This window comes from SAR324 cluster bacterium, from assembly GCA_015232315.1.
Taxonomy (GTDB): domain Bacteria; phylum SAR324; class SAR324; order SAR324; family NAC60-12; genus JADFZZ01.
The window spans coordinates 52,537-65,255 of record JADFZZ010000007.1; the positions used below are offsets into that span (position 1 = coordinate 52,537).

General features: G+C 45.4%; 8 protein-coding genes. 4 read left to right on the plus strand and 4 right to left on the minus strand.

Annotated elements, in window-relative coordinates; translation table 11 throughout:
* Positions 1-35 precede the first annotated feature (35 nt).
* The 4 genes from HQM11_07435 to HQM11_07450 form a co-directional block, all read right to left on the minus strand.
* A complete protein-coding gene (locus tag HQM11_07435; GenBank protein ID MBF0350849.1) occupies positions 36-2,309 on the minus strand; it encodes a cyclic nucleotide-binding domain-containing protein in 2,274 nt (757 codons plus the stop codon).
* 297 nt (positions 2,310-2,606) lie between these two features.
* A complete protein-coding gene (locus HQM11_07440) occupies positions 2,607-3,512 on the minus strand; it encodes an ATP-binding protein (GenBank protein ID MBF0350850.1) in 906 nt (301 codons plus the stop codon).
* Between the two features lie 47 nt (positions 3,513-3,559).
* On the minus strand, positions 3,560-5,311 hold the full coding sequence (locus HQM11_07445) for a tetratricopeptide repeat protein (GenBank protein ID MBF0350851.1): 1,752 nt from the start codon (positions 5,309-5,311) through the stop codon (positions 3,560-3,562).
* A 599-nt stretch (positions 5,312-5,910) separates the two neighbouring features.
* Complete coding sequence (locus HQM11_07450) at positions 5,911-7,290, minus strand: response regulator (protein MBF0350852.1); 1,380 nt, start codon at positions 7,288-7,290, stop codon at positions 5,911-5,913.
* Between the two features lie 235 nt (positions 7,291-7,525).
* Here HQM11_07450 and HQM11_07455 point away from each other — a divergent pair, with 235 nt between their 5' ends.
* The 4 genes from HQM11_07455 to HQM11_07470 all read left to right on the plus strand — a co-directional run bounded on the left by HQM11_07455 (position 7,526) and on the right by HQM11_07470 (position 12,715).
* Positions 7,526-7,933, plus strand: coding sequence for a hypothetical protein (locus tag HQM11_07455; GenBank protein ID MBF0350853.1), 408 nt, complete (start codon positions 7,526-7,528; stop codon positions 7,931-7,933).
* Positions 7,934-7,969: 36 nt separating this feature from the next.
* Complete coding sequence (locus HQM11_07460; GenBank protein MBF0350854.1) at positions 7,970-8,464, plus strand: DUF4442 domain-containing protein; 495 nt, start codon at positions 7,970-7,972, stop codon at positions 8,462-8,464.
* A 338-nt stretch (positions 8,465-8,802) separates the two neighbouring features.
* Positions 8,803-11,001 carry a hypothetical protein gene (locus HQM11_07465; protein MBF0350855.1) on the plus strand — a complete coding sequence of 733 codons (2,199 nt, stop codon included), beginning with the start codon at positions 8,803-8,805 and terminating at the stop codon, positions 10,999-11,001.
* Positions 11,002-11,128: 127 nt separating this feature from the next.
* A complete protein-coding gene (locus tag HQM11_07470; protein MBF0350856.1) occupies positions 11,129-12,715 on the plus strand; it encodes an AAA-like domain-containing protein in 1,587 nt (528 codons plus the stop codon).
* Positions 12,716-12,719 lie beyond the last annotated feature (4 nt).

The following is a 12,719-nucleotide window of genomic DNA, read 5'->3' on the forward strand; positions in this document are numbered from 1 at the left end:
CTTGCGAACCTTGAAAGAATAACCGGTAACCTATTTCAAAAAATATCCCCTGAATCCCCGGACTTGACCGGTAATTGAAACACAATCCTCGCGCCCTGTCCCAAGCCGGGTGACTCAAAGCGGATATGGCCCTTCTGCTCCCGAATAAAATTGGCGCAGTCATGCAATCCGAAACCAGACCCGCGGGATTTGGTGGTGAAGCCAAATTCAAACAGATGTTTCCGCGCGTCGGTGGAGACACCAATGCCGTTGTCCTCAATGGAAAAATCAACCCATTTTCCCATACAAAGAGAACTTTTTATTACAATTTCAGGGGCAGGTTCCACGGATTGCAGAAGTCGTTCATCAATGCTTTCAATGGCGTTTTTGAGCATATTCAGCAGTACCTGCATCAATTTGTTTTTATTACTGACCAGTGGCGGCAGATTTTCTTCCACAAGTTGTACCAGGTGAATATCGCGTTTTTCCAGGGAGGCTTTCATCATATTGATCACATCCTGAATTAAGTCAGCGATCTGAAATGATTCTGATTCCAATCGGTAGTTGGCATATTTCTGTTGCAGGATAATGATTTCTGTCGCATGGGTGAGTTGCAGATCCATGTTTTTCAGAAATTCCTGCTGACGCTGTTGATAGTCCTCGAGTTCTTCCGCAAACTGTTCCAGCAAACCAAGCATTCGTCTGCCTTTGGGGTGCTGTTTGAGATATTCCGGAAGATCTCCCTGTTCAAGGTGTCTGGTCATCGTGCCAAACAGTTTTCTGAGATAGACGGACTGGTTGTTGAGTTGTCCGGTAATCTGCCATTCTTCAAGATTCCAGATCATTGGCGTGAGGGCATTGCCGATGTTATGCAGGGTAGCAATGGCTGTTTCGGCAAGTCCGGCAAGATAGGTGGTCTGGCCTTTCACCCCTGAATCCACCTGATACAAAACGATGAACATCATCCGGGTGATCTGGTTTTGATTATTCCTGAGCGGTGCTCCGGACAAGGCGATGTTCAGCCGTTTCCCGGACTTTGTACGGGTGGCAAGCACCTGTTCCTGACAGGTTTCCCCCTTGAGCAGTCGTTGACACATTATCTGGAACAGGGACTCGCTTTCAGGATCAATAATGGTAATGAATTGATCGAGCATTTCCTGGCGCCCCCATTCAAACAGTTTTTCAGTCGCAGGGTTCCACATTTCAACGAGACACATGGAATCAGTGACGATCATGGCCAGTGGTGAGGCCTGGATCATTGTCTGCAGGGTGCGGTTGAACTCCTGACGGGTTTCTTCCGCTTTCTTCCGGCGCAACGCGTTCACGAGAATTTCTCCAATCAGCTTGAGCGTAGCGAAATCCTCCATGCTCCATTCGGACAACTCCCATTTTGTGTCAAGTCCAAGGAATCCGACCAACTGATTTTCATAATGGATAGGAATGCAGTTGAGTGAATGTATGGGAAGCTTCTCTTTTTCCCGGTTGAGGTCTTCATTGACAGAATGAACATCACCGAAATGAGGAACCCTGGCAATTTTTAACCGTTGCATTTCGGTAACAATCCAGTCCAGCGTATCCAGATTCAGTTGCTCCTGGTGATGAATCGCGGTTGTTTCATGCCCCGGATTCCAGTCATAGGCCTGTTCCACCGTCAGTTTCTCAACATTCAGCAATATCAGATGTCCGCTGTGCGCCTGATATTTTTCTCCAAGCAAGCGGAGGACGTTGTATATCTCCGTCTCAATTTTTGAGGCAGGCAAATTGATAAACAGCGTGGAGACCATGGTCACCAGTTTTGCCTGTTCTGCGCGATGCTCCAGGATCGCCATGGTCTGTTTGAGATTTCGATTCGTGCTCTCATATTGACGGGCCTTGTAGGTTGTGATCGTCAGTTTTTCAGTCAAAATCATGGAAAACAACCGATATAACAGATGATGCAGGGTGTCTCCGTGGATCTCGGTAAAACGGGCAATGCTGTTGATCTGGATGCTGAATACCGTCACCGGGGTTTCGGCAATCACTGTCGCTGTGGTAATGTTATTGCTGATGACACTCATTTCCCCGAAAATATCTCCCCGACGGCGCAATCTGAGAATCACTTCGCCACCCGAACTGACAGCAACGGTTCCCCGTACCAAAAAAAAGATTGTTGTATTCAGTTTTCCTTCGCTTAAAATCTCGCTTCCGGTCGGATAGTTCCTCAATTCTGAAAGGGGGAGTAGCTGCTCCAGCAATTCAGCAGGTAAATGACTGAAAATCCTGGAATCTTTTAAATAATGGATGATGTCCTGATTGTCCTCCAACAGATGAGTGATCAATTGATCAGACATAATATTCTCATAAGGAATGGCAAAAGAATAAGTTGTAAAAGTTTGCTCGTGCCCTCAGGGCTGTTCACTTCTCTGATAGGACGGGACTACATGCCCGTCAAAAATACGATTTTTAGCGTTTGCGGGGCATGTAATCCCCGCCTACCATCCGGTTGACGCTCAAAATAAGGAGAAATGAACACCCCTGCTACGCTATCCACCAGGCGAAGCAGAGCTTCGCAACCTCCGGAGGTGGGTCATGGAACGGCCACGAACGGGACATTCGTAACCAGAAAGTTTTCGTTGTCGTGTTGTTTGTCAGTCTTGGGATTTTTTATTTTTCCGGGTGAGATGATAAAATTGATCCCCACGATAAAATCTGCCTGATTCCTCCTCGTTCACCTTTTTATAAAAAGCGCATTTGTGACAACCTTCAGTGCATTCCGGATGAGCGCTTTTTACCTTTCCACAAATAGTTCCATTGATGGCCCAACAAACACGACCTCCGTTTGTGCCATGATTGAAACCATCCGCATGATACAGCGCAGAAGCAGGACATTCACCATGTTCCGCCACGCTGTGTCCGCCAAGTTCCCTTCCGCAGTTAAAAAACTCCCAGCAATTCTGCCGGGGGACTTTCACAGGCTTCTTTTGGGGGCGAAACATGATTGAGATTCTGTTTCCAGCCTTATTCCAGAATACTCCGTGCGACAGTCGCCGAATGAGTTGAACCCCACGGCCAAAGGTCCATATCTCCTTCTGCGCGTTCGTTTCAGGTTTTGGCATAATTTTAAAATCACAGCCCTGTCCTTCGTCTTCAATTTCAAAACGTAATTGATCCTCAGTAATAAAATATAAAACATAGACTTTTTTTTCAGCGTATGCCGGATCTGATTCCCGGGATTGAACTATGGAATAGAACTCATCCCAATTTGAATCTTTCAAGGTTGACGATATACCAAAGTTTCCATGAACAATGGAATTCGTCAGCGCTTCATGGAGGCAGTAGCGTATATTATAAGTATCAATTTCATGGGTCTGGCAATAATCACGATAGTGTGCCTCCAGATATTCCAGGGTTTTGGGCACATTCACCAATTGACTCCTGAGGGTAAGCTTATGCGACTGCTTTACCGGTTTATATTTAATCGCCTCAAGATCAATGTAATCATCAATGCGGATTTCATCATTATCGTTTATGATCTGGATGTTGTTATCTGCCATAATAACCTTTCCTTCGGGGTTCAAGAAGCGATGACTATTCTGTCTGTTCAGGCAGTCACCGCGATTGTTCGTTCAGCGGCGTCTCCGGGGCTTTCAGTCTCAGGTTCATTACGTTCCCTTCGTTCCGCATCAAGTTTGTAGCGTTCCATGCGCTGTCGGTGTTCCACCAGACGGTTGTAGCGTTGCGTCACATCGGCAATCATTCCCATCTGTCTGGTACGTTGGTAAAGTTTAACCAGCCTGATCAACACCCCTTTTTCCGGCTTCAGCCGCAAGGCTTCTTCATAGGAGTTGATCGCCTTGTAGGGAAGATGTTGCCGTTCAAAATGAAAACCTTCCCTGATTTTCTGATAGTGGCTTTGCAACAATTCCTGTTCCTGTTCGGCTTCTTTCAGTTGATGAAGCTTTTTGCGCAATTCCCTGATTTTTTCATCATTTTTGAGCAGTTCATACGCATGAATGCCTTCTTCAAGCGAGTGAATGGTGGGTCTCAGTTCAATACTTTTTTCATAAATATCAGCGGCCCGTGCATAACGACTGTTACGCATGTGATCAGCGGCCTTTTCATTCATGAAATCCACCAGTTTCCTTGTCAGTTTTTCAAGTTCTTCCGGTTGAACAGCCATGCGTCCGGCACGGGCATAGGTTGTCAAGGCGCCGTCGATATCAGCCAGATCCAGTTTCATGCTGATTACCTTTTCCAGCAGACTGAAACTTTCCTGTTCGGTAAGAATCACTTCGTACATTTCCAAAGCTTTTTTGATGCTACCTTCCACAAAATATTGATCTGCCTGTGCCCTGAACTGCGTCATGTCATAATAGCCGCTGGATTTATCAAGCAGGGTTTTGGCATACAGATAATATTTTCTGGAAAGCAGCAGGGATCCCTGCAAAGCGTATAAACGCCCCAGATTGACATTGGCGTAACGATTGTAAGGATTTGTTCCCAGAAGCATGACCAATTTGTCTATGGCTCTTTCAATATACCCGCGCAAACTGATGGCGATCGCCAGGAAGCATTTAAAATTTTCGTTTTGAGGGTGGGCGATGCTCAACCGTGTGTATATTTTCCAGGCGGCGTTGTATAAATTATTATGGAGTGCGAACAACCCCAGATATTGCATCATCATCAACCCTTCCTCGGTTTGAATCCCGATCTTGTCCAGAACATGCTGGAAGATCCGTTGGGGATCAATTGTGTCCTCCGCTTCCTGTTTTGAATTTTTATCCTTTTTTTCCGCTTTATCTCCGGGTTCTCCGGGTTCTTCCGTTGTTGTTCTGCCCAGTTCTTCATCCAGTTCTTTCTGAATCCGGATCAAAGTGATTTTACCCTCTGTGAAATCAGGAAGTTTGAAGAATTTCATGGACTCAAATTCTGATATGGCGGAAATGGCGGATTGATCCGCATACTCGATCCTGGACATCGCCGCGGCCAGATTGTATTGGGCAAAAGTAAAAGTTGGATCAATCTTGATACAGCGTTCATATAATTTTTCGGCAAGTTTGTAATTTCCGGTTTTGCGATAAGCATTGCCCAGTAAATTGGCCAGTTCAACATCATTTGGCGCTTTCATCAACAGATTGGAACCAATCGAAATCAGCCCCTCATAGTTTCCGGAAGATTTGTATTGATCAAACAGATCCTTGAGTTTCACCATGGTCTTGTCGGGGTTCAACTCCAAAGCCCTGGAAAATTCAACCATGGCACGATCATACAGTTTGCCCTGGATAAGGCCTTCGCCCTTCCTGATCAACTCATCAATCTGTGAATCATCAGTTTTTGCGGGTTTATTGAACATGTTTCATCCCCTACCGATTTACAGTTTGTCAACTCGACGAAGGGGAGATCTTATTCACCACGCTTCAAGACCTCCTTTGTATAAAATATAATATTTTTATGTAAATCAATCAATCATTCAAAAGGGAAAAGAAGGGAAAAATTAATTACCGGGAAGAAGGTTCTTTTCTATTCGCCAAAATATTGGAAAAAATCTGTTGAAGCCTGAATAGTAGAGGCCTGGAAGGGAAACAGGAACGCCAGAATCCATTGGAAAATGAAAACAGCAGAAGGCTTTGTCAGAAAAATAACGTAAAATTCACATTCGTATCCTGCGATCCGTGGGGCACGTTATCCCTCAGGCGAAACTCTGCGTCGCACCGGAGGTGTGTCATGGAACTGTTACGAACCAGACGCTCGTAACCAGAAAGTTATCCATGTGATCTTTTGAACATTCCATGGTGAGAAGGAACATCCTTCCAGGGTCGTTTAATTTCCCCAAAAAGGATGCGTAGGATGGGTAGAGCCTTAGCGAAACCCATCGAGTTTAGTTGGGTTTCACTTCGTTCTACCCAACCTACTCACCATGCCAAACTGAAAATCAAACAACCCTGATCTCCTTCAAGGTGCATTCTGGAGCAGTTTTTTCAGATTGGAGGTGGTAGTTTGCAGATGGGTGCGTTGTGGTTCCAGTTGCGGACAGCGGGTTAACACAAAATTGGCGGTTTCCACCACATTTTTCCAGCGTGGAAATTTAGGAAGTGTATGGACCTTCAGATAACGATCCATCGTTTTGCTCTGATAATGATCTCTATCAATATAAATCCGCCACAAGCCACTTTCCTCGGCTAACTCAATCCTGGTCTTTCCTGTCGTTTTCTCCCAGTATTGAATGGACTGAACCATGACCTGAACCAACGTTTCACGCACTGCGGTGGACTGGTATTCTTCGGACAGATAGTCAGAGATATTCTGTAAGGAACTGCCTGTGTTTCTCAATTCATCGAGCAGTTTATCACGTCCCTGTAGAATCCAATCAAAGATTCCTTCAACCGCGTCTTCCATGGCTTGAATCCGTTGCTGTTCGTGTCCTACCACCCCAATTAAACCGGTGGTCGATGTGATCGGTTGTGAAGAGGAAAATTGGACGGTTCCTGAAATTTTTTCACGGAAAAACACCGCAATTGTTTTTTCTTCTTCAGAAATCAGTTGCAATGCCATGGCTTCAGTCTGAATTTCAGTCTGATCTTCACGATTCAATGCCATTTCAACAGGCACAATGGTTTGAGCGGATTTTGAAGAAAAATTTTCATGCAGACCAACCTGCAGTGCCGACTTACGGATGGTTTCAAGGGGAATGAATTCATGGGCCATTTTTCCTGAAACGGACTGCGCTGAATAGCCGAGGATCCGTTCCGCGCCTCGATTAAAAAAAATAATTCTGGCAGAGTCATCCACCATGATCAGGGCGTCATCCATAAAATCAAGGATGATGGCAAGTCGTTTCTGGGCAATCTGCAAATCGAGTTCTATCTGCTGACGTTTGACAAGTTTTTCCTGTTGAATCAGCAATGACGCCTGTAGTTCGGCCTGGATTTGACGCTGTTGCTGATAACGCTGAATATTTCCCATCACCCGTGCCTGAAATTCCTGTGCGATGAAGGGTTTTGTGATGTAATCCGTGGCTCCCAATTCAAACGCGCGGATTTTGTGGTTCAATTCCTGATAGGAGGACAGAAATAAAATCGGAACCTGTCCAAAGTCTTTTTGTTTTCTGATTAGTTCAATCAGTTCAAAACCATCCATTTCCGGCATATCCAGATCGGTTAGAATCAAATCCACTTCTTTATTTTTCTCCAGAATAGTCAGGGCTTCCATGCCATTATTGGCCTTGATCAATTCAATTGAAACCCCGTCAACGGTCCTCATCGCCTTGAGCACTTGCAGGTGAATCATTGGATTATCGTCTACCACTAAAATCTGACCGGAAATTGATTTCATAATTTATTGAAATTCAGAAGGTTGGAACCAGAGCGGTTGTGAGCAAGCCGCAAATATATGTCACGTAAGAATAAACAAACAAGATTGTTAATAGGGTTAGGACATTCCCGGCGTTATGAGCAAATAAATAAAAGTGACTTTCGATTGTTTTTTCAGGGAAAACCCGTTATGCATCCGTTCTGATTCAATTGATTCAGGGAACTATCCCGGTTTAACCACTTTGAAGGGAGCACCAATGATGAAAAAAACAGGAATGCTGATGTTGGCTGGAATGCTGTGTCTGGCTATGATCACCGCACCACGGAAAGCCGAAGCCGCCCAGCTTAAAATTGTGTTTGAAAACGCACTGTGGGGCGCCGCCATTGGCGGTGTGGTCGGACTTGCGTTGTGGGGTCTCTCTGATGGTGAAAAGGTGGAGAAAATTTCCGGCAATGTGATTCGGGGAGCCGCTCTTGGGGGTCTTTTGGGGATCGGCTATGGCGTTTATCAGCTCAAGGGAAAGAATTTCTCACAAAACAGTTTGCTGGAATATTCAGCAGACAAGGCGCTCATCGCGTTTCGTCCGACTCAACTGCTTCCTCAAATTTCAAAAGATCAAGAAACAACACGTTTTGATATGAATGTGTTTGCCCTGCATTTCTAACAATCTGACACCCCTGCTACTGACAGAAAGGAAAACATGAAATTCAATAACAAGGCCACACAAACCATTGGACGACTGAACGCGCTTCCACAACCCTTGAGAGGGTTTGCCTTGACCAAAGCTATCGGCTCCGTCGTCAAATATATGGGGACATCCAGTGTGAAGGTTCATGAGTTGAACTATCAGAGAGGCGAGTTTTCACTGGATAACATAAAAAAAATCCAGAACCATATTGGTAGCGTTCATGCGGCCGCAATCGCTTTGCTGGCAGAATCCGCTTCAGGCCTGGTGGTGAATATGAATGTTCCAGACACCAATGTTCCAGTGATTAAGACCCTCAAGGTGAACTATGAAAAACGGACTCAAGGGGCCTTGAAAGCTGTGGCAACCTTGACAGAGACCCAGATCCAGGAAATCCGGACAACAGAAAAAGGGGAAGTGACCGTTGAAGTCCATGTGACCGATGAATCCGGCAGGGAACCCGTTGTGTGCGAAATGATCTGGGCATGGACTCCAAAACGCAGAAACTAATCGCTGTCGCTTGATTTGGAAGGGGTATCATCTCGGGAGAGTTTGAATGAAGAGTCAGGCTCTCTCGAAAAGCTCAGAAGTTTCTGACCGCAATGTTTCATGCTCCATTTCTGGCGGGATGATATTGGCAGGAATTTCTCGCAATATCGCTGATGGTTTCAATGCGAGTCCGTTTGGTTTAAATCATTGCTCAGAACTTACGTCTCACGAGTGAAATAAAAATATACAAATTAATCTTGCCCGAACCATGACACCTTGCTAAAAGGAACAAAGTAAGGTCGCCATTTCAGAAAGCGCGTTTCAAATCCTTTCCAGCGTTATACCTACAAAGGTTATTAATGAAAAAATCTCAATTGCATTATTTCGCAAGTCAGGTTGAAAGTTTTGCGGAACGACATCGGTTGTTGTCTTCCTTCATCATGGTTCTGTTTCTGCTTGTTGTAACAGATGAAATATTCCATTTATGGTTGTTCCCACACTATGTCCATTTGCTGGAACACCTGTTTTTCATCAAGCCGGAACACCTGAATATGGTAGACCTTGGCTATGCCCCGGAAGTGTGGCTATCTCTTTTGGGAACAGTTCTGGGAACACTGATCATTGTGATTTCCATCGCATCTCAAAGCATTCCAAAATTGATCGACCTGTATATGGAAGATCGCCCCAGCCTGTTTTATGTCTGGTTTCTTATTTTGTCCGTAGGGCATGCCATTTTTGTCAAAATTTACGCGGAAATTGGCATCGACCGTCAGTCGAGCAGGATTCTCAACATTCATTTCATGCTGACCTTCTCAGCCATTGTCGCCTTCCCTTATATCTTTTACATTTTGAAATACACAAAGCCGAGCAATGTCATCAACCGGATTCTGAGTTCGCAGGGGTTGATGCTCAACTCGCTGACACAACCTCGACTGGAAGCCTTGCTGGACATCCCTAAAATGGTTGAGGAATACCAGTACTGGCTATTTGAATCCATGAATCAGCTCGATGATCTATTGGAATATGTCGCTTTTCGTGAACCCAAAGCAGACATCATTCAAGGAATCAATAACAATCTGTCTCAGTATATTCCCTTGAAAAAACAGATCAATCCTGCCTTTTTCAAGGTTAGTCCCAGGGTTCGTTCAGACATTTCCTTCAAAACCATGATCGGGCAATTTGGCGACATGGAAAAAAGTGGGACATTTCTGGAACAAAAATGCTTCAGACTCCTGGGCAACGTTTATATCAAGCTGATTGAACGGGGTGAGTTTGACCTTGCTTCGCTATGCGCCTCACAAATGACAATGATCGGCAAAGCCGCTGTGGAAGCTGGTGATGACGCCTTGCTCGACACCATCATTATCCGGTTGAATACTATTCTACGGTTTGCGATCAAACATGGTGTGAAAAATAATGAAGGAAGAAATCTTTATAATGCGGCGTTCCATTATGGCAATTTTATTGAACACCTGGTTCGCAGTTCCAAACTGGATCATGTGAAACGATGTTTCATGTATTTGCGCATCTACGGTACCGAAATTTTCAAGCATGGACGCAGTGCTCCCGCCATGTATTTTATTGTGGATGTCTTCGCGTCTGAAATGAAGAAGATTCTTATTCTGGTTTATTCTCAGAAATGGGCGCCTGAAGTGCAAGAGGGTCTGCTCAAGGAAATGCTGATGGTGGACAACCCGCCCGATTTTAACAAGGAAGATCTTGACCGTGGGGTTCTGATGAATAACGGGGTTCGGGTTCTGCAAATTGGTCTGGCTCTGTTTTACTTGCGTGAAGGTGTGAATGATTTTGTTCAGAAAATTGTGGTAGATGTTCTGGATGATCTGAGTTTTATGGGAGAAAATGTGTTTCAACGGGTGATTGACATGACCATGAACCGGTTGAAATTTTCCGGACCAACGTTTTGGGAAGACACTGACCGTGGAAACCTGAACATTTATTATACCCCTGACCAGAACCAGATCGACACGTTCAAAGAATGGTTGGGACGGGAAATGGCGTTGTCGCTCAAACGGGATGCCACTAAAAAGTATCTTCTGGAACCGGTTGAAGTGGACATGCTCTGGGAAATGGCGAACAAAGGTCCAAAGCAGGAATTAATGCAACTCGCTCAACAGCCTGTGTTGTTTGAAAAATGTCAGACTTTACTGGAAAATCTTGATGCGGACCGCATCAACGCGCTGGTGAGTTTACGCAACAAACTGTATTTCACCTCAGACAACCCGAATCTGACGATCACACATACTCGACAAATAGCCCTCCAAAGTGTGCTGGAAATCATGATGACAGACCAACTCAAACAGGTCCAACACAAACGGGCTCGTGTGATTTTCTCCTATCCGGATCATCTATTCATTGAATTTATAGAAAATAAGGAAAATCTGACAGACTTTGTTAAAGCAAAGCAATTGACCATTCAACTCAAATCACTTCGCCAGAATTTGATCTATCAATTCAAATCCCACATTGTCGGACCCTCTGTTGAAAACCTGTTCAAGATGCCTCATACAGATCACGTCAAAATCATTTCGAGTCTTTAGATTCATGGCTTGGGTTTTTGTCTCATCCCGAAGGCAAGGACTCAAAGCTTAGGATCCATACAGAAATAACCGATACACATTTATCGTCCTGACACCCCCGGGGGGAACAGTTTTAACAGGAATCCTTATGAAATTTTTCAATACATCCGGACCGGTCAATCCTCAAAAGCATTATATTTTATCGCCTTTGAAACGATTTAATCTGGGGAATATTCTTTCCCTGATTGAACAGGAAAAATACTTTGTGATGCACGCTCCCCGTCAAACAGGAAAAACCTCCTGTCTGCTGGCTTTGCGGGACTATCTGAATCAGACAGGAAACTATCACTGTCTATACGTCAATGTGGAAGTCGGACAAGCTTCACGCGAAAACGTGCAGGCGGGAATGCAGGCCATTTTGAGCCGGTTTGTTGAAAAAGCCAGGGAACTGGAAGGAAAAACCATCCTTCAAGACCAATGGGAATCTATTCTGGACTCATCAGGACCTTATGACGCTTTCCTGAAAACGCTCTGTGTCTGGACAGAAACTCAAAAACTTCCCACCATTCTCCTGATAGATGAGATCGACGCACTGGTGGGCGACACCCTGATTTCAGTCTTGCGCCAACTCCGTGCGGGTTATACCGACCGACCTGCGCATTTCCCACAAACCGTGGTGCTATGCGGTGTGCGGGATGTGCGGGATTACCGGATGCATTCAGACGGCAAGGACATCATCACCGGCGGCAGTGCCTTCAACATCAAGGATGAATCCCTGCGTCTGGGGAATTTCAGCCGACAGGATATGGAAGACCTCTATGCCCAGCACACGGAAACAACCGGGCAGGTTTTTGAAAGAGACGCCCTGAATCTCGCCTGGGAACTCACGCAGGGCCAACCCTGGCTGGTCAATGCCCTGGCGTATCAAATCTGTTTCAAAATGCCCGAAGGTCAGGACCGAAGCCGGCACGTTACCGCCGAATTGATGGTTAAAGCCAAAGAGACGCTCATTATCAATCGTGTCACTCATCTGCATCAATTGGCTGACAAACTGAAAGAAGATCGTGTGCGGCGAGTCATTGAACCCCTGTTGCAAGGGAAAGATTGGGAAAAAGATGTGAATCCTGACGATCTGGAATACCTGATAGATCTGGGATTGTTGGCTCAAACTCCCCAAGGCCTTGGTATTGCCAATGCCATTTATCGTGAGGTGATTCCACGGCAACTTTCCTGGATTATTCAGATGAATCTGGGCAGTCACTTTACTGGAAATTGGTACGTCGATCCTCAGACCGGAAAACTCGATATGCCCAAACTGCTGACCGCGTTTCAGGCCTTTTTCCGCAAGCATTCCGAACATTGGGTGGAACGGTTTGATTACAAGGAAGCCGGACCACAATTACTGATGCAGGCCTTTCTCCAGCGAATCCTCAATGGCGGTGGACGGATTGAACGGGAATATGGACTGGGACGTGGACGCACTGACTTGCTGGTGATCTGGAATCATGAAGGCGGAGTGCAGGAAGTCGTGATCGAACTGAAAATCCAGTATGATTCCCTGGAATCGACCATCCGTGAAGGACTTGGCCAAACCTGGGAATACATGGATCATTGCGGAACTTCAGAAGGACATCTGATCATTTTCAACCGCAGACCCAAAGTCGCGTGGAGCCGGAAAATCTTCCACAAATCCCGAAATTTTGAAGGACATCCCATTGAAGTCTGGGGGATGTGAGGGG

Bases quoted from the DNA above. Each gene is read 5' to 3' on its own strand.
- HQM11_07435 (MBF0350849.1), bottom strand. From the start codon at position 2,309: ATGTCTGATCAATTGATCACTCATCTGTTGGAGGACAATCAGGACATC.
- HQM11_07440 (MBF0350850.1), bottom strand. From the start codon at position 3,512: ATGGCAGATAACAACATCCAGATCATAAACGATAATGATGAAATCCGC.
- HQM11_07445 (MBF0350851.1), bottom strand. From the start codon at position 5,311: ATGTTCAATAAACCCGCAAAAACTGATGATTCACAGATTGATGAGTTG.
- HQM11_07450 (MBF0350852.1), bottom strand. From the start codon at position 7,290: ATGAAATCAATTTCCGGTCAGATTTTAGTGGTAGACGATAATCCAATG.
- HQM11_07455 (MBF0350853.1), top strand. From the start codon at position 7,526: ATGATGAAAAAAACAGGAATGCTGATGTTGGCTGGAATGCTGTGTCTG.
- HQM11_07460 (MBF0350854.1), top strand. From the start codon at position 7,970: ATGAAATTCAATAACAAGGCCACACAAACCATTGGACGACTGAACGCG.
- HQM11_07465 (MBF0350855.1), top strand. From the start codon at position 8,803: ATGAAAAAATCTCAATTGCATTATTTCGCAAGTCAGGTTGAAAGTTTT.
- HQM11_07470 (MBF0350856.1), top strand. From the start codon at position 11,129: ATGAAATTTTTCAATACATCCGGACCGGTCAATCCTCAAAAGCATTAT.